Origin of the sequence: Bradyrhizobium sp. Y36 (assembly GCF_002531575.1) — a bacterium.
Lineage (GTDB): Bacteria > Pseudomonadota > Alphaproteobacteria > Rhizobiales > Xanthobacteraceae > Bradyrhizobium.
Genome location: NZ_NWTI01000011.1, coordinates 190993 through 214428 on the forward strand (window position 1 = coordinate 190993; position 23436 = coordinate 214428).

Genomic DNA, 23436 nt, shown 5'->3' on the forward strand with positions numbered 1-23436 from the left:
CTCCTAGTCGGTATACCGGATGCGCGGGTCGAACACGGCGTAGAGCATATCGACGATGAAATTCGCGCTCACCACCACGACCGCAATCAGCATCACGAGGTTCTGCACGATGGGATAGTCGCGCCAGCGGATCGCCTCGACCAGGAAGCGGGCGACGCCGGGGATGTTGAACACGGTCTCGGTGACGATCAGGCCACCGATCAGGAAGGCGGCCTCGATGCCGATCACGGTGATGACGGGCAGGATCGCGTTCTTCAGCGCGTGCTGGTAGTTCACGGACGTCTCGGACGCGCCCTTGGCGCGCGCGGTGCGGATGTAATCCTGCCGCAGCACTTCCAGCATCGAGGATCGGGTGATGCGCATGGTCAGCGCCGCGCTGCGGAAGCCGACGGCGGCGGCCGGTACGGCGTAGGTTGCGAACGCCTCCAGCCAGGTCTGCGGATTCGGGTTGAAGATCGGCATCTGGCCGAACATCGCCACGGAGGCGGTGAGGATGAGCAGGCCGAGCCAGAACGAGGGCAGCGACAGGCCGCTGAGGCTGACGACGCGCAAGGCGTAGTCGAGCCTGGTGCCTTGCTTCACCGCGCTGATGACGCCCAGGGGAATGCCGATCGAGGCCGAGAACAACAATGCGAGGCCTGCGAGCCGCGCCGTGATCGGAATCCGCGGCAATATCTCCTGCAGCGCCGGCTTCTCGGAGACGTAGGAGTAGCCGAAGTCGCCGCGCAGAAAGCCGCTGATCCAGTGCCAATATTGCACGATCAGCGGCTGGTCGATGCCGAGCTCCTTCTCCAGATTTGCCTTGTCGGCGGGATCGACATAGCCGGCGGCGGCGAACAGGATGTCGACGATGTTGCCGGGCACGATGCGCAGCAGGACGAAGATGACGACCGAGATCCCGAACAGGGTCACGAGCATCAGGAACAGGCGTCGCACCAGATAGGCAAGCATCCTTCGCCCTCCGCGAGCCGCTAGTCTTCAGCCTGACGTGCTACTTGTCGAGCCACAGATCCTCGTAGCGGAAGCCGTTATAGGAGCTGTTCGACATGATCGTGACGCCTTTGACATAGGGTTGCCAGCACGTGCCGGCCCGCGCGTGGAAGATGATGGGACGGGCGACATCCTCCTGCAGCTTCTTGTCGATCTCCCACACCAGCGGCTTGCGCTTGGCAAGGTCGATCTCCTGCGACTGCACGTCGAACAGCTTCTCGATCTCCCTGTTGCAGTAATTGGTGTAGTTCCGCTCCGAGCCGCAGGAATAGTTCTCGTAGAACGACTGGTCGGGATCGTCGACGGAATTGCCGGTCAGGTTGAGGCCGAGCATGTAGTCCTTGCGCGCCACTTTCGGGAACCAGTTCGCGGTCTCCACGACGTCGAGCTCGCCGTCGATATAGATGCTCTTGAGCTGGTCGATCAGGATCACGGCGGGGTCGCGATATTCCGCGAGGTTGCGCGTCGAGACCTTCACGGCAAGATGCTTGTCGGGGCCGTAACCGGCCTTCTGCATCAGCTTCTTCGCCTCCTCGCGGTTCGCTTTCACGTCCGGGCCATAGCCGGGAATGGTCGCCAGCTTGTCCTTGGGCATGCCCCAGATGCCCTGAGGTGGCGGCAGCATGGTGCCGCCGATATCGGCCTGGCCTTCGAACAGGATGTCGATGAAGGCCTTGCGGTCGAGTGCAAGTGCCACCGCCCGGCGGATATCGATGTTGTCGAACGGCGCCGAAGTCGAATTGACGATGATGTTGGTCGACACGTTGGTCGGCTCGACGACGCAGGTCGCGTTCGGCGCCTGCGACTTGATGTCCTTCAGGAGCGGGATCGTGATGTGCGTCGGGAAGGTCATGTCGAACTTGCCGGCGACGAAAGCGAGAATCGCGGTCGAGCGGTTCGGAATGATCGTGTACTCGATGCCGTCGAGATGGGGCAGGCCCTTCTTCCAATAGTCCGGATTCCGCGTCAGCTTGATCGATTCATTGGCCTTGAACTCGACGAACTTGAAGGGGCCGGTCCCGATCGGATGGGTGCGCATGTCCGCCGGCGAGACATGACAGGGATAGACCGGCGTATAGCCGGACGCGAGCATCGCCAGCAGCGAAGGCTGCGGCCGCTTCAGGTTGAAGGACACCTCGAGATCGCCGCTCGTTGTGATCTCGTCGACTTCGCTGTACCAGGCCTTGCGCGGATTCTGCCGCAGCTTCTGCTGCGACTTGCCCATCAGGAGGTCGAAGGAGCATTTGACGTCGGCCGACGTGAACGGCTTTCCGTCGTGCCATTTGACACCCTGGCGCAGCTTGAACGTCAGCTTCTTGTTGTCGCTGCTCCAGGACCAGCTTTCGGCGAGCTCGGGCCGGAGCGTATCGGGGCTGTTCTGCGCGATGTGCTGGTCATAGATGACGAGATTGTTGAAGACCCCCATGAACGGCACGTTGACCGAATAGGTGGCGCCTTCGAGGATGGACGCGTTGGCCGGACTGTCGCGGTGATACATTCGCAGGACGCCGCCCTGCTTGGGCTCGCCGGCGAGCGTGGCGGTTGAGGCCGTCAGCACAGATAGCGCCGCCATTGCGGCGAGCGCCCACACGCTCCGCATGCTCATCCTCCCTGGACATCGGCCTTTGCGGCCTGTTTGAGCTGACGATAGCACGCAAGTCGAGCGAGGCAACCGCTAAGGCCACATGCCGCCTCGACAATTCGGATGACGGAAGGCCGCAGGGTTTGATCATCCCACAATGTGAGAGTGCAGTGCGAAGAGATGGTCCCTGCGCTGACGTTGCGCGCGGTCGCATCAACAAATTCCGCTGTCGTCCCGGACAAGCGCGCCTCAAGCGCGCGCCGATCCGGGATCCATAGCGACAGGGAGGAGTTTTGCGAAGACCCGGAGTTGTCGGCGCGCGCGCCAACTACTTCCTGTGGCTAAGGGTCCCGGGTTCGCTTCGCGCCCCGGGACGACAGCGAGCTTGCAGCCGCGCCCTCACACGATCCGCGACGCCTTGTTCCCCCAGTAGCGATCGCGCAGCAGGCGCTTGTACAGCTTCCCGGTCGGCAGCCGCGGCAATTCCTTCTCGAAATCGACCGAGCGCGGCACCTTCTGCCGCGACAGCGACGTCGCGCAGAACGCGATCAACTCTTCGGCGAGCGCCTCGTCCGGCATGATGCCCGGCATCGGCTGCACCACCGCCTTCACCTCTTCGCCGAGATCGGCATTGGGCACGCCAAACACGGCGGCGTCGGCGACCTTCGGGTGGGTGATCAGGAGGTTCTCGCATTCCTGCGGATAGATGTTCACCCCGCCGGAGATGATCATGAAGGTGGCGCGATCGGTCAGGTAGAGGAAACGATCGGCATCGACATAGCCGACATCGCCGACCGTGCTCATGCTGCCGTCGGCCGAGCGCGCTTCCTTAGTCTTCTCCGGATCGTTGAAATATTCGAAGGGCGAGGCGGTCTTGAACCAGACCTGGCCCGGCGTGCCGATCGGGCACTCCCGCATGTTCTCGTCGAGAATATGGAGGTCGCCGAGCAGCACCTTGCCGACGGTGCCGCGATGGCTCAGCCATTCCTCGCTGTTGCAGGCGGTGAAGCCGAGGCCTTCGGTGGCGCCGTAATATTCGTGGATGATAGGGCCCCACCATTTGATCATGTCGTCCTTGACCAGCGCCGGGCAGGGGGCGGCGGCATGGATCGCGATCTCCAGCGACGACAGGTCGTAGCGCCTGCGCACCTCCTCCGGCAGCTTCAGCATGCGCGAGAACATCGTCGGCACGAGCTGGGTATGCGTGATGCCCCAGCGCTGGACCAGCTCGAGGTAACGCTCGGGATCGAAACTCTCCATGATGATCACGGTGCCGCCCATGCGGATCGTGAGGTTCACGGCGGCTTGCGGCGCGGAATGATAGAGCGGAGCCGGCGAGAGGTAGACCATGCCTTCGCGGTAGTGCCAGAGCTTGGTCAGGAAATCGAACAGGGGCAGATTGTGCTTCGGCGGCTCCTCCGGCAGCGGACGCAGGATGCCTTTCGGCCGTCCCGTCGTGCCCGACGAATAGAGCATGGCGGTGCCGAGCCATTCGTCGGAGATCGGTGTCGCCGGCAGACCAGCGGTCACGTCCGCAAGCCCGACGATGCGCTCGCTCTCGCCGGGGCCGTCGGCGACGATGCAGAGCTTGATGTCCGGGCAGGCCTGGATCGCCTCGCGCGCGATGCCGAGCTTGGCCATGGACGTGATCAGGATCTTCGACTGGCTGTTGACGAGGAGATAGGCAAGCTCGCCCGGCGTCAGGAAGGAGTTGATGCAGGTGTAGTACAGCCCGGACCGCTCGCCGGCGCCGCAGGCCTCCAGATAGCGCGAATTGTTCTCCATGAAGATCGAATAGTGGTCGAGCCGCTTCAAGCCGTGCTTGCGGAACAGGTGCGCCAGGCGATTGCTGCGCGCATCGAGCTCGCGATAGGTGACGGCCTCGCCGGTCGAGGCCATGATGAAGGCGGGCTGCAGCGGGCGCAGGCGGGCGTGGTGACCTGTGTACATCTATCCTCCGGCTTGGATCACGCAGCGAGAAGCAGGATTTCGCGCACGTCCGCGGGACCCTCGATCTTGCGCGGGTTGCGCGGGATCCAGTTCGTGCGCATGGCCTGCTCGGCGATGGCCTCGAAATGCTCGGGCGAGACGTGGACGTCGCGAAGGCTGCGCGGCATGCCGAGCGAGCGGATGAAGGCATCGAGCACGTCGGCGGCGGCGTGGCCGGGATAGCCCATGGCGGCGGCCACGATCATCTGCCGCTCGGCATTGTCGCGCGCGTTCCAGCGCATCACCGCCGGAAGCATGACGCAGGAGGTGTAGCCGTGCGGCACGTCGAAGCCTGCCCCCAGCACGTAGCCGATGCCGTGGCTCGCGCCCATCGGCACGCCGGCTGAAAGCGCACCCATCGACAGCCAGGTGCCGATCTGCGCGTCCATGCGCGCGTCGAGATCGGACGGGTCCGCCTTCACCCGCGGTAGCGCGTCGGCGAGCATGGCGAGGCCCTTCACCGATTGCGCGTCGGCATAGGGATGCGTCTCACGCGAGCAGATCGCCTCGACGCAATGGTCGATGGCGCGGATGCCGGTCGACAGGAACAGCCATTCCGGCGTGTGCACGGTGATGGCGGGGTCGAGAATGGTTGCGCGGGGGACGCTGAGTGAATGCCGCAGCATCTGCTTCACATGCGTGCTGCGGTCGGTGACGCCCGCGATCGCGCTGAATTCGCCGCCGGCGATCGTGGTCGGCACGCTGATCTGCCGCACCGTCGGCGCAATCATCTCGGGCGCAACGCCCTTGTGCACGCGGATGCGGTCGATGCCGTCGATCGTGTCGATGCCGTTGGCGAGGCAAAGCTGCACCGCCTTGGCGCCATCGGTGATCGAGCCGCCCCCGACGGTGACGATCAAATCGGCCCCCGCTTCGCGCGCCGCATTCGTGGCCGCGATCACCGCCTCGCGCGGCGTATGCGCCGGCATGGCGTCGAACAGGCCGGCGCAGCGGGCGCCCAACGCTTGCTTGATCTTCTCGATTTCGTCGGTCTGCCGGTTGAGCGTGCCTGACACCATCAGGAACGCGCGGCGCGTTCCCAGCCGGTCCATCTGCGCGACGACGGCGCCGGCCGCAGGATGGCCGAACACGACCTCCTCGATCGCGCCGAAAACGACACGTCCTTGATGCACGCCTGTCCTCCCGGACAATTGGTCTTGTTTTATGCGGGTAATCTAGCCGAGCCCGGCGCGGCCGTCATGTGTGAAGGCGCTGATTCCAATTCTGACCCTCCCGGGGAGGGGCAGCTGAGCGCTCCCGTCGCGATCGCTCCATTCATGAGCCCGGCGAATAACGCCATTCGCAATCCGCCTGCTAATCGCCTCGTGCGGAGCCGACTATCTGGCTGTCAACCCGCCATCCGGCCAGGGCGGTCTTCCGAGCCTTGCGCGCATCGCGGACTTGAAGAGTTCATCCAGGCCACCCATCTTGTGGCGCCCGCAGGTAGGGGCGTACCCTGCATTTTCTGCGGCTTTTGTGCGAGGACCTGGGATGAGCGGACCGGATGGAAGCGAGCGGCTTGTCAAAAAGCACGATTTCGTTGTGACCCGATTGAGTGCAATCGGCGCGCTTATCACCGGGGCTTTTGTGCTCACCGGTTGCGGGGAGCCGGCCTCGCAAGCGGCTGCCCCGCCCCCGGCGCCGGTGACGGTCGCCCAGCCGGTCAAGCGGACCGTCACCGATTGGGATGAGTTCACCGGGCGCTTCGAGGCGGTGGAGGAGGTGCAGGTGCGCCCGCGCGTCGGCGGCTTCGTCAACTCGGTCGAATTCCAGGACGGCGCCATCGTGCATCAGGGCGACCTGCTTTACGTGATCGACCCGCGCCCGTTCGAGGCGGTGGCGACGCAGGCGGAGGGCCAGCTGTCGGATGCGCGGGCCAAGGTGGAGCTTGCCAAGCGCGAGCTCGATCGCGGCCTCAGCCTGGTGCAGAGCAGCGCCGTCTCCGAGCAGGTGGTCGATCAGCGGCGTCAGGCCCTGCAGGCCGCGCACGCCGCCGAGATGCAGGCCGAAGGCGCGCTGAAGGTGGCTCGCCTCAACATCGAATTCACGCATGTGACGGCGCCGCTCACGGGCCGCGTCGGCCGCCATCTGGTCAGTCCCGGCAATCTCGTGCAGGGCAGCGATACCGGCACCTCGACGCTGCTGACCTCGATCGTCACGCTGGACCCGATCTACGTCTATTTCGACATGGATGAAGCCACCTTCATCAAATACAGCAAGCTGTGGTTCGAAGGGCGGCGCCCGAGCTCGCGCGACACCGCGAACCCGGTACAGGTGACGCTCGCCGGTGAGACCAAGCCGTCGCATGAAGGCACCATCAACTTCCTCGACAACCGCCTCGACGTCTCGACCGGCACGCTGCGCAGCCGCGCGGTGATCAAGAACACCGATCTGTCGATCCTGCCCGGCCAGTTCGGCCGCGTCAGGCTGATCGGCAGCGCGCCCTATGAAGCGCTGCTGATTCCGGACGTCGCCGTCGCGACCGACCAGTCCCGCAAGATCGTGTTCGTGGTGAAACCCGACGACACCGTCGAGGCGCGTCCCGTGGTGCTCGGCCCCCTGGACGACGGCTTGCGCGTGATCCGCGACGGATTGAAGGCGGAGGACCGCGTCATCGTCAACGGCATCCAGCGTGCCCGTGTCGGCGCCAAGGTCGCGCCGAAGACCGCCCAAGCTCCAGCCGGTGGAAAGTCATGAATCTCGGCCGTCTCTCCATCAACCAACCCATCCTGGCGATGGTGCTGTCGATCGTGCTCCTGATCGTCGGCGCGCTCGCCTATACCACGCTGCCGGTCTCCGAATATCCGCAAGTGGTGCCGCCGACCGTCGTGGTCACCACGCAATATCCCGGCGCCTCCGCCCAGACCGTGTCCGACACGGTGGCAGCGCCCATCGAGCAGGAGATCAACGGCGTCGAGGACATGCTGTATCTCTACAGCCAGGCGACCTCGAACGGCCAGCTCACCATCACCGTCACCTTCAAGCTCGGCACCGATCTCGACAAGGCCCAGGTGCTGGTGCAGAACCGCGTCGCGATCGCACAGCCGCGCCTGCCCGAGGAAGTCCAGCGCAACGGCGTCACCACGCGCAAGAACTCGCCCGACATCCTCATGGTCGTGTTCATGCTGTCGCCGGACGACACGTTCGACCAGCTCTACATCTCGAACTATGCGCTGCTCCAGGTCCGCGACCAGTTGCTGCGCCTCGACGGTGTCGGCGACATCCAGATCTTCGGCGCGCGCGATTACTCGATGAGGTTGTGGCTCGATCCTGACCGGATCGCCAATCTCGGACTGACCTCGGCCGAGGTGCTGGCCGCGATCCGCGCCCAGAACGTGCAGATCGCGGGCGGCCAGATCGCCGAGCCGCCGATCGCCGATCGCGCCTTCCAGCCAAACCTCACCTTCACCGGCCGCCTGAAGGACCAGAAGCAGTTCGAGGACATCCTGATCAAGGCCGGCTCCGACGGCCGCGTGGTGCGGCTCCGCGACGTCGCCCGCATCGAGCTTGGCGCGCTCTCCTACACCACCAACAGCTTCCTGCTGCGCAAATCCGCGGTCGCCATGCTGGTGACGCAGCGGCCGGGATCGAACGCGCTCGCCACGGCTAAGAACATCACCGACACCATGACGAGGCTGAAGGAGAGCTTCCCCAGGGGCCTCGACTACAACATCGGCTACAATCCGACCGAGTTCATCGCCCAGTCCGTCCACGAGCTGATCAAGACCATCTACGAGGCCATGCTGCTGGTGGTCGTCGTGGTGCTGGTGTTCCTGCAGGGATGGCGGCCCGCGATCATTCCGATCATCGCGATCCCGGTATCGCTGGTCGGTACCTTCGCGGTGATGGCGGCGCTCGGCTTCTCCATCAACAATCTCACGCTGTTCGGCCTCGTGCTCGCCGTCGGCATCGTGGTCGACGACGCCATCGTGGTGGTCGAGAATGTCGAGCGGCATCTCGAGCACGGCCTGAGCCGGCGCGATGCCGCGCTCAAGACCATGGAGGAGGTCGGCGGCGCGCTGGTCTCGATCGCGCTGGTGCTGTGCGCGGTGTTCGTGCCGACGGCATTTCTCGACGGAATCTCCGGACAGTTCTTCCAGCAATTTGCCGTCACGATTGCGGTTGCGACCGCCATCTCCTGTTTCTGCTCGCTGACCCTGTCGCCAGCGCTGGCCTCGCAGATCCTCGTCCCGCACAAGGAGAAGAAGCCGCCCGCCGCCTGGAATGTCATCGCACGGGCGTGGGGGGCCTTCACCGGCGTGTTCAACCGTGTGTTCGACCGGCTGGCGCACGGCTATGCCGGTCTTGCCAATTTCGTCATTCGGCACGCGGTGGTGATGATCCTGATCTACGTCGTGCTGATCGGCAGCGCCGGCTGGCTGATTGCGACCACGCCGCAAGGCTTCATCCCGGCGCAGGATCGCGGCTACGTCATCGTCTCCGTGCAACTGCCCGGCGCGGCCTCGCTGGCGCGCACCACCGAGGTCGTGCGCGAGATCGAGCGGATCGCGCTGGATACGCCCGGCATCATCCGCGTCGCGGCCTTTGCCGGCTTCTCCGGCGCCACGCGCACGCAGGCGGGTAACGCAGCGGCGCTGTTCCCGGTGTTCGACGAGCCGGAGGCGCGGATCAAGAAAGGACTGACGGCCAATGCCATCACGGTCGAGCTGCGCAAGCGCCTGTCCGCGATCCAGGGCGCCTTCATCATCGTGATTCCGCCGCCGGCCGTGCCGGGCATCGGCACCGGCGGCGGATTTACCATCCGCATCCAGGACCGCCAGGGCCGCGGGCCCGAGCTGCTCGCTGCGGCCACCGACGAGCTTGTCGCCGCGGCGCGCAAATCGCCCTCGCTGCTCGCCCCCTCGGTGTTCTCGCCGTTCACCGCCAACACGCCGCAACTCTTCGTCGACATCGACCGCACCAAGGCGCAGAAGCTCGGCGTGCCGATCTCCGGCATCAACGAGACGATCCAGAGCTATTTCGGGTCGACCTACGTCAACGACTTCAACCTGTTCGGTCGTACCTACCACGTCACCGCGCAGGCCGATTTTCCGTTCCGGAAGGAGCCGAGTGACCTTGCACGCCTGCGCACCCGCAACGCCGCGGGCGACATGGTGATGCTCGGCAGCGTGGTCGAATTCAAGGACGTCTCGGGTCCCGATCGCGTGGCGCGCTACAATCTCTATGCGGCCTCCGAGCTCCAGGGCGAGCCGGCACCCGGCACCAGCTCGACCACGGCGCTCAACGCCATCAAGAAGCTGGCGGATGACACCTTGCCGAGCGGCTTCACTTTCGAGTGGACGGATCTGTCGTATCAGCAGATCACCGGCGGCAATGCCGGCCTCTACGTGTTCCCGATCTGCGTGCTGTTCGTTTATCTCGTGCTCGCCGCGCAGTATGGCAGCTGGACCCTGCCATTCGCCGTGATCCTGATCGTGCCGATGTGCCTGCTCGCCGCCACCATCGGCGTGCGGCTGATGGGTCAGGACGTCAACATCCTCACCCAGATCGGCTTCGTCGTGCTGGTGGGATTGGCGGCCAAGAACGCGATCCTGATCGTCGAGTTCGCGCGCGACATCGAGAACGAGGGCAAGCCGCGGCTGGAGGCCGTCATCGAGGCCTGCCGCCTGCGCCTGCGGCCGATCCTGATGACCTCCTTCGCCTTCATCCTCGGCGTCCTGCCGTTGGTGATATCAAGCGGCTCCGGCTCGGAGATGCGGCAGGCCGTCGGCGTCGCCGTCTTCTTCGGCATGATCGGCGTCACCCTGTTCGGGCTGCTGTTCACGCCGATCTTCTACGTGGTGGTGCGGAACCTGGCGGAAGGGCGGAACGAGGGGAAGAAGCCGGAGGTGGCCTGACGCTGTTTATGGCCGTGGACGTCTCCATACCCTCCGTCGCCTCCACATCCTCCGCCGTCATCCCCGCGAACGCGGGGATCCATAACCCCAGGCAGGAGTTTGGCGAGACGTTGGCAACTCCGAGTCTTCGCCAAACTCCTCCCTGTGGCTATGGATCCCGGATCTGCGCGCGCTTGAGGCGCGCTTGTCCGGGACGACAGCTCATTTGTCGCGCCATCCTCGATGCCAATTGGCGCGCCCCCGCCCATACTAACGACCAAGTTGAAATGGATGGGCAGGCCCGGGGTTCTTCCCTAATATCCGCGCGATTTCAAAACAGAAAACTGCTGGGAGCTAACAGATGAAATCAGCACTTTTGGCCGCCGTCGCAACCTCTGCCCTGGTGCTGGCGGCGCCGGCCTCCGCGCAAGGCGTCAAGATCGGCATCCTCAACGATCAGTCCGGCGTCTACGCCGACTACGGCGGCAAATGGTCGGTCGAGGCGGCCAGGATGGCGATCGAGGATTTTGGCGGCGAGGTGCTGGGCCAGAAGATCGAGCTCGTCACCGCCGACCACCAGAACAAGCCTGACCTTGCGACCTCGATCGCGCGGCGCTGGTATGACGTCGAGAACGTCGACATGATCACGGAGCTGACGACCTCCTCGGTCGCGCTCGCGATCCACGAGCTCTCCAAGGAAAAGAAGAAGATCGACATCGTCGTCGGCGCCGCGACCTCGCGTCTCACTGGCGATGCCTGCCAGCCCTACGGGTTCCACTGGGCCTACGACACCCGCGCGCTCGGCGTCGGCACCGGCGGTGCACTGACCAAGGCCGGCGGCGACACCTGGTTCTTCCTCACCGCCGACTATGCCTTCGGCTACGCGCTGGAGAAGGACACCAGCGAGATCGTCACCGCCAATGGCGGCAAGGTGGTCGGCTCGGTGCGCGTGCCGCTCAACTCCTCGGACTTCTCCTCCTTCCTGCTGCAGGCGCAGAGCTCCAAGGCCAAGATCGTCGGCCTCGCCAATGCCGGCCTCGACACCACCAACTCGATCAAGCAGGCGTCCGAGTTCGGCATCGTCTCCGGCGGACAGAAGCTCGCCGGCCTCCTGATGACGCTCGCCGAAGTGAACGGCCTCGGCCTGCAGGCCGCGCAAGGCCTGGTGCTGACGGAAGGCTATTACTGGGACGTCAACGACAAGAGCCGCAATCTCGGCGAACGCTTCCTCAAGCGCACCGGGCGGATGCCGAACATGATCCAGGCCGGCACCTATTCGGCGACGCTCAGCTATCTGAAGGCCGTCAAGGCCGCCGGCACCAAGGATCCCGATGCCGTCGCCAAGAAGCTGAAGGAGCTGCCGGTCGACGACGATTTCGCGCAAGGCGGCAAGGTGCTCGAGAACGGCCGCATGGTCCACGACATGTATCTGTTCGAGGTCAAGAAGCCCTCGGAGTCGAAGAAGCCCTGGGACTATTACAAGCTGCTCGCCACCGTCCCGGGCGACAAGGCCTTCTTCACTGCCAAGGACAGCGGCTGCCCGCTGACGAAGTGAGGGGAAAGGGCACGGCGAGCGCCACAAACTCCCTGTCGTCCTCGCGAAAGCGGGGACCCATAACCCCGGGGAGGAGTCGTTGCGTGAGCCGATGACTCCGAGTCATCGTCAAACTCCGCCCTGTGGGTATGGGTCCCGGGCTCGCTTCGCGCCCCGGGACGACGGCGGAATGTGTGGCGGCAGATCGTCTTACACCAGCCGCAGCAACACCGCCCCCAGCGCGCCCGCCCACAGCGCCATCGCGGCGATGCCCTGGATCGCAAAGCCCGGGCCGCGCTTGGCCGCCGCCTTCGAATAACCTACGAAGTAGACGATGCGGCCGATGATCCAGACCGCGCCGATCCCCGCTGCGATGCCGTCGCCGATATAGACCGCAAACAGCCACAGCGCGGGAAGGAAGATCGGCATCCATTCCAGCGTGTTCATCTGGATGCGGAAGGCGCGCTCGAAGTCCGGATGGCCTGACATCGCCGGCACCTTGACGCCGGTCTTGGTGCGTGCGCGCGAGACGTTGATCGCGGTGAAGAAATAGAAGGCGATCGCCAGCAGCGTGACGAGGGCGGTGAAATGATACATCGCTTGGTTCCCTGAACTGATCGCGCTTCAATAGCCGGTCAGCTCGAGATAGCCAACGCCGTCATGTGTCCCGGCAAAGTGGATCGGTCCCTCCCAATAGGAGAAGCCGGTCCCCATCCACGCTCCGGGATTGAGCGGCTTGCAGACAATCGCGAACGATCGTGACGGGATCGCAATCTGCCATTCCACCGGCAGCTTGCGTCCCGCAACCTCTGTCGTCGCCTTCGGAAGCATCTGGATGTCATTCCCGGCGATCATCTGCGTCTCGCCGGCGGCGCTGATCCAGTTGCCGAACGGATAGTCCCTGCCGTCCTTCTGCCGCAGCCGGTACAGCATCAGCTTGTCGCCGGATGATAGGTGCAGCGACAGCCAGTCCCAACCGGTCTGATCAGTGTCCAGCGGCTGGCTGCTCCATTCCCGGTCCATCCAGGCCTGGCCTGTGACATCGGCCGGCTTGTCGTCGATGGTGAGCGTGCCGCGGGCGCGGTAGAACGGCTGGCTGTAATAATAGGAGGCCTGGCCGCGCTCCGACTTGCGGCTGTAGCCGCGATCGCCCTGAAGCACCACCGGACGGTCGGCCTCGAGCGTCAGCGCGTAGCTGAAATCTGTGCTGGACGCCTTCAGCGTCAGCGGCGCCAATGTGCGATCGTCGGTGCGCTCAAGAGCCTTCATCTCCCAATCGTCGATCCAGGCCGCAAACGGCGTTGCCGTGACGCCGGCTTGGCCCACGCCGCCGCGCGAAAAGACCTCGTTGAAGCGGTGAGTGCCGGCGCGCGTCACCGCGGCATGGGCCATCCAGATTTGCTGATTGGCCCAGCCCTCGCCTTGCGGGCCCGCCTGCGCCGCCTGCCGGAACAGCGTCCATTGCAGGCCGCAAGCCGTGCCGCCGGCATCGACCAGGTTTGCCGTGAGATACCACCACTCGATCCGAAACCCCGGATGCGGCCCGTGATCGGCCGGAAAGGTAAACAGCTTTCCCGGCGTCACCTTCGCAAAGCCATCCGCTTTCTCACCCAGCCCCGCATAGCCCTGCGCACCGGCGCGTCGTGCGAGCGCCAGCGCAGCGATGCCGCCGGCAAAGGCCCGGCGCGACATTCGATCAGCGCTCATTGGCAAACACCTTGACCAGATTTGCCGGCTGCATCCGCGCCAGCCGGACGACCGGCAGCAGCGCCGCCAGCAGCGAGGCCAGCAGCGCCACCGCGACCAGCGCGATCAATTGCGACGGAAACACATGGAACGGCAGCCGCCAGCCGAACGCCTTCACGTTCACGATCGCGATCAGGCACCACGCCACCAATAGCCCGAGTGGCACGGCGAGCAACGACGTGAACAGCGCCACCGACAGCGTCTTGGTCAATTCGATCGCGGCAAGGCGCGGCCGTGTGATGCCGATCGCCCACAGCGGCGCAAGCTGCGGGAGGCGGGAATTGGCCAGCGTCAACAGGCTCGTGAACAGCGCGATGCCGGCGACGCCGAGCGTGAACGCGTTCAGCGCGGATGTCACCGCAAAGGTCCGGTTGAAGATGCGGATCGATTCCGCCTTCACCGTCGCCTGGTCGGCGACGCTGCGGTCGCCGAGCGCGAACTGCTTCTGCAGGGCCGCGATCAGGCCGGGAATGTTCTCCTTGGCGACGATCAGGCCGATCCGCGTCTGCGGCGTCTGCGGAAATTGCCGGATCAGCGCCCCGACGTTCACGGTCAGCTGCCCCCTGGGATTACCGTAATCGGCATAGATGCCGACGATGTCGAGCTCCCAGGTCCCGCCCGGCGCCGGCACCTCGACGACGTCGCCGATGCGCACATTGAGCCGGCGGCTGAGCTGCTCGCTGATGAAGGCGGCATTGCCCGGCACCAGCCGGGTCCAGGCGCGCGGCACGGCGTCCAGCAGCGGCCACCGCTCGTGATAGAGCGCGTGATCCGGCAGGCCGAACAGCTCCACCGGCTGGCCCTGAAGCTGGACCTCGGCGCGGCCGCCCGACAGGATCGCCTGCACGTCGCTGCGCTCCTTCAGCCAGTTGCGGATCGCCGTGCCTTGCGCGTTGTCCGAGGCGCTGATGTAGACATCGGCGGCGAGCCGTCCGTTGAGCCAGCCGATGAAGGTCCGGCTGAACGTCTCCACCATGGTGGAGACCCCGACATTGACGGCGAGCGCGAGCAGCAATGCCATCAGCGCCAGCGACAATCCGGAGAGCTGCTGCCGGCTATCCGCCCAGAACCACAGCGCAAGCGGTCTTCGCGCGAGCCATTGCCCTGCGAGCAGGAGGAGCTCGAGGAAGGCCGGCAGGATCAAGGCCGCGCCGAGCATCAAGGCCGCCAGCACGCCAAAGCCCGCAATCAGCGATTCGCCATAGCGCAGCAGCAGCAGCGCGACCGCGAACACGGCAGCGGCCGCACAGCTTTGCAGGATCAGCCAGCGCCGCTGCCGCTGCTGCCAGGCGCGCGGCTGCGCGGTCGCCAGCACCGGCATCCTGATCGCCTTGATCAGGCTGGTCGTTGCCGCAACGAGCGCGCCCGCGATGCTGATGCCGATGCCGGCGAGCCACCACTCCGGCCGCAAGCTGAGCTGCCCCGGGATCTGCGCGCCGTAGAGCCCGCGCAGCGACGCCGCGACGTCGGGCAACAGCGCCGCCGCGATGAAATAGCCGCAGGCGAGTCCGATCAGGCCGGCGACCAGCGCCAGCGCGACGAGCTCGATCACCAGCACGGTGTTGACGAGCCGCGCCGAGGCGCCGCAGGCGCGCAAGGTGCGCAGCATCGGCAGCCGCTGCTCGAAGGCAAGCCCAACGGCCGAGTTGACGATGAAGAGGCCGACGAAGAACGACAACAGGCCGAACGCGGTCAGGTTGAGATGAAAGCTGTCGGTGAGGCGTTCCAGCTCGGTTTCCGCGTCAGGCTCGATCAGCTGCAATCGGTCGCCGACGACGCTTGCCAGCGGCGCGGGCTTGCTCTTCGGCTTGCCGATCAGAAGCCGCGACACATGATCCGGCTTGCTCAGCAGGCGTTGCGCCACGCCGATATCGACCACCAGCACGTCGGGCACGAGCTGCGGCAGCACGCGCAACGGCGGCAGCTTTGCGCCGTTGCTGATCGGCGGCGCCGCGCCTTCCGTTTCCTGCAAGTCGCTCAACGTCTCCCGTGCCACCAATGTCTGGCCCGGCGGCGCCACGAAGCTGCCGAGGTCCGAGGCCCCGAGGCGCGGCGCGTTGCCCACGTCGACCGGCAGCGTCACCGGCTCGATGCCGAGCAGCCGCACCGAGCGGCCGTTGATCTGGACCCGCCCCTCCAGCACCGGCGACACCGGCCACCCGGCGCGGCGCAGCTTGACGAAGAGGTCCTGCGAGAACGTGGCTGCATTCGGCGCAACCAACATCGCGGTGCGTGTGCCGCCGAACGTCGCCGCGGCGCGGTCATAGGCGTTGCGGGCCTGCTGGTTGATCGCTTGCACGCCGCTCCACAGTGCGGTCGCCGCGATCAATCCGACCAGAAGCGTCGCGAACTGCATCTTATGACGCCGCCAATGGCTGAGCAGCACCGCGAGGATCCAGAGCGCGCGCCTCATGCGATCCGCCCCGCATGCAGAGTGAGGTGGCGGTCGAGCGTGCCGGCCAGATGCAGGCTGTGCGTCACCATCAGGAAGCCGCAGCCGGTGCGCGCGACGAGGTCGCGCGTCAGCGCCAGCACCTCCTCTGCCGTGGTTTCATCCAGATTACCGGTCGGCTCGTCCGCCAGCAGCAGCGAGGGCTTTGTCGCCAGCGCCCGGCCGATCGCGACCCGTTGCTGCTGTCCGCCGGACAATTGCTCGGGATAGCGCTTCAGGAGGCTGCCGAGCCCGAGCCGTTCCACCAACTCCTTCGTCCAGGCAGCGTCATGCCGGTCGGCGATCCGCGCCTGAAAGGCCAGATTGTCCGCGACCGACAGGCTCGGGATCAGGTTGAACTGCTGAAACACCAGGCCGACCCGGTCTCGCCGCAAGCTGGCGCGCCCCGCGTCGGAGAGATTGGTGACCTCGACGTCCTCGAGCCGGATCGTGCCGCCATCGGCCGCATCGAGCCCGGCGATCAGGTGCAGCAGCGTGCTCTTGCCGCTGCCGGACTCGCCGGTCAGCGCAACGCGCTCGCCGGCTTTGAGGTCGAGATCGACGCCGCGCAGCACATGGACCGGTTCGCCGGCCGAGGAAAAGGTTTTCGAGAGGTTTCGGATGCTCAGCACGATGAATGGCGCCGGACGGAATTAGCGGAATTGTTGCGTAGCACACTTGCTGCGGAAATGCCGGGTTGCGTTGGTCTCGAAGCCGTTGTTAGCTTCCAGCACGGCCAAATCAAAAAAGTGCCATAAAGGACATGCGGGGAGAACGATGAGCGCTCAGGGAACGCCTGAAACGGCGGGCAGGACGGCAGGGGTGTCAGGGAATTCGGCAAAGCCGACGCCGAAGGGCGCCTGGACCGTCACGTTTCTCCTCTTTCTCTTCATGGTCGTGAACTTTGCCGACAAGATCGTCGTCGGCCTCGCCGGCGTTCCGATCATGACCGATCTGAAGCTCAGCCCGGAGCAGTTCGGCCTGCTCGGCTCCTCGTTCTTCTTCCTGTTCTCGATCGCGGCCATCGTGGTCGGCTTCGTCGTCAACAAGGTGCCGACGCGCTGGGTGCTGCTCGTGCTCGCGGTGATCTGGGCGCTGGCGCAGTTTCCGATGGTCGGCACCGTCTCCTTCACCACGCTGTTGATCTGCCGCATCGTGCTGGGCGCGGGCGAAGGCCCGGCCTTCTCCGTCGCCGCGCATGCCATCTACAAATGGTTCCCCGACGAGAAGCGCACGCTGCCGACCGCGATCCTGTCGCAGGGCTCGGCCTTCGGCGTCATCCTCGCGGTGCCGGCGCTGAACTGGGTCATCGTCAATCATTCCTGGCACTATGCCTTCGGCGCGCTCGGCGTCGTCGGCCTGATCTGGGTCTGCGCCTGGCTCGCGCTCGGCAAGGAAGGGCCGCTGGAGGACACGCAGGTGCTGGCCGCGTCCGAGCAGAAGATCCCGTACCTGCAGCTTCTCACCTCGCGCACCTTCATCGGCTGCGTCGCGGCAACTTTCGGCGCCTATTGGGCGCTGTCGCTCGGCCTGACCTGGTTCACGCCGTTCATCGTCAAGGGGCTCGGCTTCTCGCAGAGCCAGGCCGGCTTCATCTCGATCCTGCCCTGGGTGTTCGGTGCCACCACCGTCATTCTCACCGGATGGATCTCGCAGGTGATGATGGCGCGCGGCTACAACACCCGCGTGGCGCGGGGCGTGCTCGGCTCGGTGCCGCTGGTGATCGGCGGGCTGATCCTGGCGACGATGCCGCATGTTCAGGGCGCCGGCCTGCAGATCGCGCTGCTCGTGATCGGCTCTGGCCTGTGCGGAGCGATCTATGTGGTCTGCCCGCCGATGCTCGGCGAATTCACGCCGACGTCGCAGCGCGGCGCCATCCTCGCCATCTATGGCGCCCTCTACACCCTGGCCGGCATCATCGCGCCGGCCGTGATGGGGGCGATGATCCAGCGCGCCGGCAGCACGATCGACGGCTACATGACCGGCTTCACGATCAATGCCGTGATCATGGTCGGCTCCGGCCTGCTCGGCCTGCTGCTGCTCTGGCCGAACACGGAAAAGGCGCGGCTGACCCGTGGCGCGGCCGCGCAAAGCGCCGAACTGAAGGGTGCGGTGACGCTGACGTAAGTGCTCCTACCCTCCCCTGGAGGGGGAGGGTCGATCGCGCGAAGCGCGAGCGGGGTGGGGTGATCCCTCAACACGGGCACTTTCTCGTGCGGAGAGACTGTCACCCCACCCCGCTACGCATTCCGCTTCGCTGCATGCGTAGCGACCCTCCCCCTCCAGGGGAGGGTAAGCGGCAACAACCGCCTAATTCACTCCCTGCGCGCCGCGAACCAGCTTGCCTGGCCGCCGTCCCGTGGCCTCGCCTTGCCGCCGCGTCACCACGCCCGAGACGATCGTGGCGTCATAGCCGTCAACGTCCTGCAACAGCCTGCGACCACCGACCGGCAGATCGTAATGCACCTTGGGCGGATGCAAATGCAGCCGGTCATAGTCGATCACGTTGACGTCGGCCTTGTAGCCGGGCGCGATCAATCCGCGGCCGGTGAGACCGACCGAGAGCGCGGTCTTGCGCGACTGCGCCGCGACCACGAACGGGATCGTCAACTTCTCGCCGCGCTTCCGGTCGCGCGTCCAGTGCGTCAAGAGATAGGTCGGGAAGCTGGCATCGCAGATGATGCCGCAATGCGCGCCGCCGTCGGACAGGCCCGGCACCGATTGCGGATCGATCAGCATCTCGCGCGTCGCATCGAGATTGCCGTCGGAATAGTTGAGGAACGGCACATAGAGCATGCCGCGGCCTTGGTCCGACAGCATCGCATCATAGGCGAGCTCCTCCGGCTGGCGTCCCTGCCTGCGCGCCTGCGGGCCCAGCGCGTTCTCCGGCGGCTGCTCGTAATCGGGGGGATCGCCGAGCAAGAACATCTTGTCGTAGTTGGGACGGAAAAACAGCGGATCGTCGGTCGCGGTCGCCGTCTCGCTCAGGATCGCCTTGCGCACGTCGCTCTGATGCAGCCGCGCCAGCCGTTCTCCAAGCGGAAGATGCGCGATCGCCTTGTAGCTCGGATGGGTCTGGAACGGATTGCGTGACAGCTCGAGCCCGAGCAGCAGTCCAACCGGGCGCGCCGCGATCTGTGCAGTGATGGAAAGGCCGCGCTTGGCCGCCGCGTTGATCTCGTCCAGCGTCTGGCGCCAGCGGTTCGGCGATCTGTCGTTCTGCGTGATCGAGAACGAGATCGGGCATTTGGTGGCGTCCGCCACCCGCAGCATCATCGGCAGGTCTTCGTGGATGGTGGAGAGGTCGAGCACGAATTGCAGCACGCTGCGGCCCTGCCGGTGCATCGCGCCGGCGATCGCGGTGAGCTCGTCCTCGCCGGCCTTCAAGGTCGGCGTGAAATCGCCGGTCGAGGTGCGGTGGTTGAGCGTGCGCGAGGTCGAGAAGCCGAGCGCGCCGGAGCGTACCGCTTCGCCCGCGAGCCTGGCCATCGCCGCATTATCCTCCGCGGTCGAGGGATCACGGCGCGCGCCGCGCTCGCCCATGACGTAGACCCGCAGCGCCGCATGCGGCAGCTGCGCGCCGACATCGATGTCGAAATCGCGCTTGGAGAGCCACTCCATGTAATCCGGAAAGCTCTCCCAGGCCCAGGGAATCCCGGCGCTCAGGACAGGCTCGGGAATGTCCTCGACACCTTCCATCAGCTGGATCAGCCTTGTGTGGTCGGCCGGCTTGCACGGCGCGAAGCCGACGCCGCAATTGCCCATGATCGCGGTGGTGACGCCGTTCTGCGATGACGGCGTGATGTCATGGCTCCAGGTGACCTGGCCGTCATAGTGCGTGTGCACGTCGACGAAGCCCGGCGTCACCAGCTTTCCGCGCGCGTCGATCTCCTCGCGACCCTTCGAGGCGACCTTGCCGACCTCGGAAATTTTGCCGGCCGTGATGGCGACGTCGGCCTCGAACAGCTCGCCGCCATTGCCGTCCGCAACGGTGCCGCCGCGGATGACGAGATCAGGGGTGCTCATGGTGTTTCTTCCCGGTTTGTTGTTTGTTATTTTGCTCGTCATCCCGGACAAGCGCAGCGCAGATCCGGGATCCATAACCACAGGGGGATGTTTGGCGAAGGCTCGGAGTGACCAGCTTCGCGCCGCAATTTCTCCCTGTGGTTATGGGTCCCCGCGTTCGCGGGGACGACGCGTGAATTTGTGGCAGCCGCTCTCGTAACTCACGAACCGCCTTCCCGCTTCCGCTCCGTGAACGGCGACAGCACCACCGTCGCCAGCATGAAGATCACCGACGCGCCGAACACCCAGTGCGGCGCGTTCTGGTCCATGATCCAGCCGAACAGCAGCGGTGAGACGATGCCGCCGAGATTGAAGCCGGTGGAGACGATGCCGAAGGCGCGCCCCGCGGCGCCCGCGGGCGCGGCGTTGCGCACCAGCATGTCCCGCGACGGGGCGATCACGCCGGAGAGGAAGCCTGCCGTCGCCATCGCGGCGGTGAGCGCCCAGCCCGGCAGCGTGGCCAGCGCGATCAGCAGCACGAGCGCTGCATTCACGGCAAAACAGGCGGCGGCGACATAGCCATGGCGCTCGGTGTGGTCGGCGAGGAAGCCGCCGGCGAGCACGCCCGCGGCGCTGCAGCCGAGGAACGCGGTCAGCATGACGTTGGCCGAGGAATAGGACGCGCCATAGCCGCTCATCAGCGCGACCACGCCGAAATTGTTGATGCCGGCGACCGACAGGCTGAGCAGCATGAACAGCGCGGTCAGCATCATCAGGGCCGGCGTGATCACGGCCTGCTTCGGTGCGTTCTCCGCGCCCGGCTTCTTCCTGCTGGCGCCGGCGTCGGGAATGTTCATGGCGAGCAGCAGCAGCGCCACCAGAATGCCGATCGCACCCGATGCGACCAGCGCGCCGACACCGCCGGACAGGGTGACGAGCGCCGCCACGATCGCCGGCGCCACCGCGCCGCCGAGAAAGCCGGCGAAGGTGTGGATCGAGAAGGCGCGGCCCATCCGCGCCTCGTCCATGTGCTCGGCGAGGATCGCGTAATCCGCGGGGTGATAGACGCTGTTGGCCAGCCCGAGCAGCACGGCGCAGGCGATCAGCGAGGCGTAGCTGAGGTGCAGGCCGAGCAGGATCAGCGCGCAACCGCCGAGCGTCAGCCCGATCAGCAGGATCCTGCGTGCGCCGAAATGGTCGACGAGATAGCCGGTCGGCGCCTGCGTCAGTCCGGATACCACCGCGAACACGGTGAGCGCGAAGCCGAGCTCGATATAGCCGACGCCAAGCTGCGTCTTGAGAAACGGGAATAGCATCGGCAGGACCAGCAGATGAAAATGGCTGACCCAATGCGCGATCGAGATTCCCGTCAGCGTGCGCAGCGCGCTGTCCGCCTTGCCTTGCTGCGGTGCGGCGAGAACGTCGACCATTGCAATTCCGTTTCACTCCCGAATGTCGCGGAAACTATCGGGCAGAGCGGTTATTTGTCCATGAACAGAGGCGCATGGCAGGTAGCGCGGGCCCATCTGTCGTCCCTGCGGAAGCAGGGCCCCATACCGCGTGATGTCTCGATTGTGATCGGCCACAGTACCGTACTGCGACCGCTCGCCAAACTCCTCCCTGTGGTAATGGGTCCCTGCTTCCGCAGGAACGACAGCGGAGCTTGGGGTCGCACCCTCACAACGGCTCGTCGTCGACGCCGTAGCGGTCGCGTTTGGGCGTTGCGATGTCGCCGTCCTCGTAGTCGTCGTCATCGAGAGGCGGCGGAGGCGTCTTCGCCTTGCCTTCCGCCGGCTTCTTCTCGGCGGCCTTGTTCTCGGTTATCTTGGGCGGCTCGCCCGGTTTGCAGAGCTTGCTCATGGCTGGTCCCGGATGGTGATGCTGCATCCGATCCTACACCGGAAATATGAGCCGTCCCTGACTTAGCGCAACAATCGCGCCCGCGGCCGGTGCGCGGCCGTCAGTGCACGAGCGGCCCGCCGGCCTTCTTCCAGGCATCCAAGCCGCCGGCGATGTGTGCCGTGTTGGAGAGGCCGGCCGCCTTGGCGGCGGCCACCGCCATCGCCGAGCGCTCGCCGAAGGCGCAGAAGAACACGACGCGGCGGCCGGTGGCGGCTGCGACCTCGCGCAGCATGCCACCGGGTTTCAGGCTCTCCTCGACCGACGGATAGGGCGTATGCAGCGCGCCTTCGAGCATGCCGTGTTTCATCCGCTCGTTGGTCTCGCGCAGATCGACCAGCAGCATGTCGGGCCGGCCGAGAATGCGGATCGCCTCGACCGCGCTGAGTGCACGGCCTTCCTTCTCCAGCTCCTCTTGATGCAGGCCGACATGCATGTTGGCGGGCACCGCCACGTCCATCATCTTCGGATTGGGCAGCTTCAGGTTCGCCATCAGCTCGATATATTCGTCGACCGAGCGCACCTGCAGGCGCGGGTTGTAGCGCTTCTCCTCGCCGATGGTGGAGACGGTGTCGCCTTTGTAGTCGTGCGCCGGAAACACCATCGTCTCATCCGGCAGCTTCAGCAGCCGGTTGAAGATCGAATCGTATTGCGCGCGCGACGAGCCGTTCTGGAAATCGGTGCGGCCGGTGCCGCGGATCAGCAGCGTGTCGCCGGTGAAGACGCGATCGCCCATCAAATAGGAATAGGAATCGTCGGTATGGCCGGGCGTGTACATCACGTCGAGCGACAGGCCTTCGATCGTCACCTTGTCGCCGTCGGCGACGCGCATCGCCACCACGTCGGCCTTGGTCTGGTCGCCCATCACGGTCATGCAATGGGTGCGGTCGCGCAGCTCGCCGAGGCCGGTGACGTGATCGGCATGCAGATGGGTATCGACCGCCTTGACCAGCTTGAGGTCGAGCTCGCGCAGCAATTGGCAGTAGCGGTCGACCTTCTCCAGCACGGGATCGAGGATCAGCGCCTCGCCGCCGGGCCGGCTGGCGAGGACGTAGCTGTAGGTGCCCGAAACGCTGTCGAAGAGCTGGCGGAAGATCATGGCAGAAGGCCCGGCAGTGGAACTCGTTATGAGGATTCTACTACGTTCGGGGCTAAGAGGAGAAGTATTTTGCTGCTAGGCAAGGGACATTTGGAAGATTCTTATTCAACTGCGCTCTGGTGGTGGTTTGGGCGCTGACCGGTCCACAAATTCGCCGTCGTCCCTTGCGAACGCAGGGACCCATAACCCCAGGGAGGAGTTTGGCGCGGAATAGCAGTTAGGTACGCCTGCCGCCGCGAAGGATGGATCACGCGGTATGGGTCCCTGCGTTCGCACTAGGGCATGCACAAATCTGGTTTGGCAGGAAGTTGCCGGGGGGATTCC

General features: G+C 65.4%; 16 protein-coding genes. 4 read left to right on the forward strand and 12 right to left on the reverse strand.

What is annotated here, in order from left to right:
* Positions 1-3 precede the first annotated feature (3 nt).
* The 4 genes from CO669_RS19840 to CO669_RS19855 all read right to left on the reverse strand — a co-directional run bounded on the left by CO669_RS19840 (position 4) and on the right by CO669_RS19855 (position 5694).
* Complete coding sequence (locus tag CO669_RS19840) at positions 4-951, reverse strand: ABC transporter permease (RefSeq protein ID WP_097661616.1); 948 nt, start codon at positions 949-951, stop codon at positions 4-6.
* 40 nt (positions 952-991) lie between these two features.
* Positions 992-2590 (reverse strand): ABC transporter substrate-binding protein, encoded by a 1599-nt coding sequence (locus tag CO669_RS19845; RefSeq protein WP_097661649.1) that lies wholly within the window; start codon positions 2588-2590, stop codon positions 992-994.
* Positions 2591-2971: 381 nt separating this feature from the next.
* Entirely contained in the window at positions 2972-4522 is a 1551-nt protein-coding gene (locus CO669_RS19850; RefSeq protein WP_097661617.1) for an AMP-binding protein, read from the reverse strand.
* A gap of 17 nt (positions 4523-4539) precedes the next feature.
* On the reverse strand, positions 4540-5694 hold the full coding sequence (locus tag CO669_RS19855; RefSeq protein WP_097661618.1) for an iron-containing alcohol dehydrogenase: 1155 nt from the start codon (positions 5692-5694) through the stop codon (positions 4540-4542).
* Between the two features lie 358 nt (positions 5695-6052).
* On the opposite strand from CO669_RS19855, the gene CO669_RS19860 reads away from it, so the two are divergent.
* The 3 genes from CO669_RS19860 to CO669_RS19870 all read left to right on the forward strand — a co-directional run bounded on the left by CO669_RS19860 (position 6053) and on the right by CO669_RS19870 (position 11953).
* Positions 6053-7258, forward strand: coding sequence for an efflux RND transporter periplasmic adaptor subunit (locus tag CO669_RS19860; RefSeq protein ID WP_198964119.1), 1206 nt, complete (start codon positions 6053-6055; stop codon positions 7256-7258).
* Positions 7255-10419, forward strand: a complete 3165-nt coding sequence (locus tag CO669_RS19865) for an efflux RND transporter permease subunit (RefSeq protein ID WP_097661620.1) — start codon at positions 7255-7257, stop codon at positions 10417-10419. The genes CO669_RS19860 and CO669_RS19865 overlap by 4 nt, the downstream gene beginning before the upstream one ends.
* Before the next feature lie 340 nt (positions 10420-10759).
* Positions 10760-11953, forward strand: coding sequence for an ABC transporter substrate-binding protein (locus CO669_RS19870; protein WP_097661621.1), 1194 nt, complete (start codon positions 10760-10762; stop codon positions 11951-11953).
* A 189-nt stretch (positions 11954-12142) separates the two neighbouring features.
* Here the strand turns inward: CO669_RS19870 and CO669_RS19875 are convergent, their stop codons facing one another.
* The 4 genes from CO669_RS19875 to CO669_RS19890 are packed head-to-tail and all read right to left on the reverse strand — an operon-like array spanning position 12143 to position 16741.
* Complete coding sequence (locus CO669_RS19875) at positions 12143-12529, reverse strand: MAPEG family protein (RefSeq protein WP_097661622.1); 387 nt, start codon at positions 12527-12529, stop codon at positions 12143-12145.
* A gap of 27 nt (positions 12530-12556) precedes the next feature.
* On the reverse strand, positions 12557-13639 hold the full coding sequence (locus CO669_RS19880; protein WP_097661623.1) for a lipocalin-like domain-containing protein: 1083 nt from the start codon (positions 13637-13639) through the stop codon (positions 12557-12559).
* Positions 13629-16091: an ABC transporter permease gene (locus CO669_RS19885; protein WP_097661624.1), complete on the reverse strand. Its 2463-nt coding sequence runs from the start codon at positions 16089-16091 to the stop codon at positions 13629-13631. The genes CO669_RS19880 and CO669_RS19885 overlap by 11 nt, the downstream gene beginning before the upstream one ends.
* Positions 16088-16741: an ABC transporter ATP-binding protein gene (locus CO669_RS19890; RefSeq protein ID WP_097661625.1), complete on the reverse strand. Its 654-nt coding sequence runs from the start codon at positions 16739-16741 to the stop codon at positions 16088-16090. Before CO669_RS19890 ends, CO669_RS19885 begins: the two co-directional genes overlap by 4 nt.
* A gap of 145 nt (positions 16742-16886) precedes the next feature.
* Between CO669_RS19890 and CO669_RS19895 the strand changes: the two genes are divergently transcribed.
* The gene (locus CO669_RS19895) at positions 16887-18236 is read left to right on the forward strand and encodes an MFS transporter (RefSeq protein WP_097661626.1); all 1350 of its coding nucleotides are present in this window, start codon (positions 16887-16889) and stop codon (positions 18234-18236) included.
* Positions 18237-18419: 183 nt separating this feature from the next.
* Here CO669_RS19895 and CO669_RS19900 read toward each other — a convergent pair whose 3' ends face one another.
* The 4 genes from CO669_RS19900 to CO669_RS19915 all read right to left on the reverse strand — a co-directional run bounded on the left by CO669_RS19900 (position 18420) and on the right by CO669_RS19915 (position 23112).
* Positions 18420-20135, reverse strand: coding sequence for an N-acyl-D-amino-acid deacylase family protein (locus CO669_RS19900; RefSeq protein ID WP_097661627.1), 1716 nt, complete (start codon positions 20133-20135; stop codon positions 18420-18422).
* 200 nt (positions 20136-20335) lie between these two features.
* On the reverse strand, positions 20336-21544 hold the full coding sequence (locus CO669_RS19905) for an MFS transporter (RefSeq protein ID WP_097661628.1): 1209 nt from the start codon (positions 21542-21544) through the stop codon (positions 20336-20338).
* A gap of 247 nt (positions 21545-21791) precedes the next feature.
* Positions 21792-21974 (reverse strand): hypothetical protein, encoded by a 183-nt coding sequence (locus CO669_RS19910; protein ID WP_097661629.1) that lies wholly within the window; start codon positions 21972-21974, stop codon positions 21792-21794.
* A gap of 100 nt (positions 21975-22074) precedes the next feature.
* On the reverse strand, positions 22075-23112 hold the full coding sequence (locus CO669_RS19915) for an MBL fold metallo-hydrolase (protein ID WP_097661630.1): 1038 nt from the start codon (positions 23110-23112) through the stop codon (positions 22075-22077).
* Between the last annotated feature and the right edge of the window lie 324 nt (positions 23113-23436).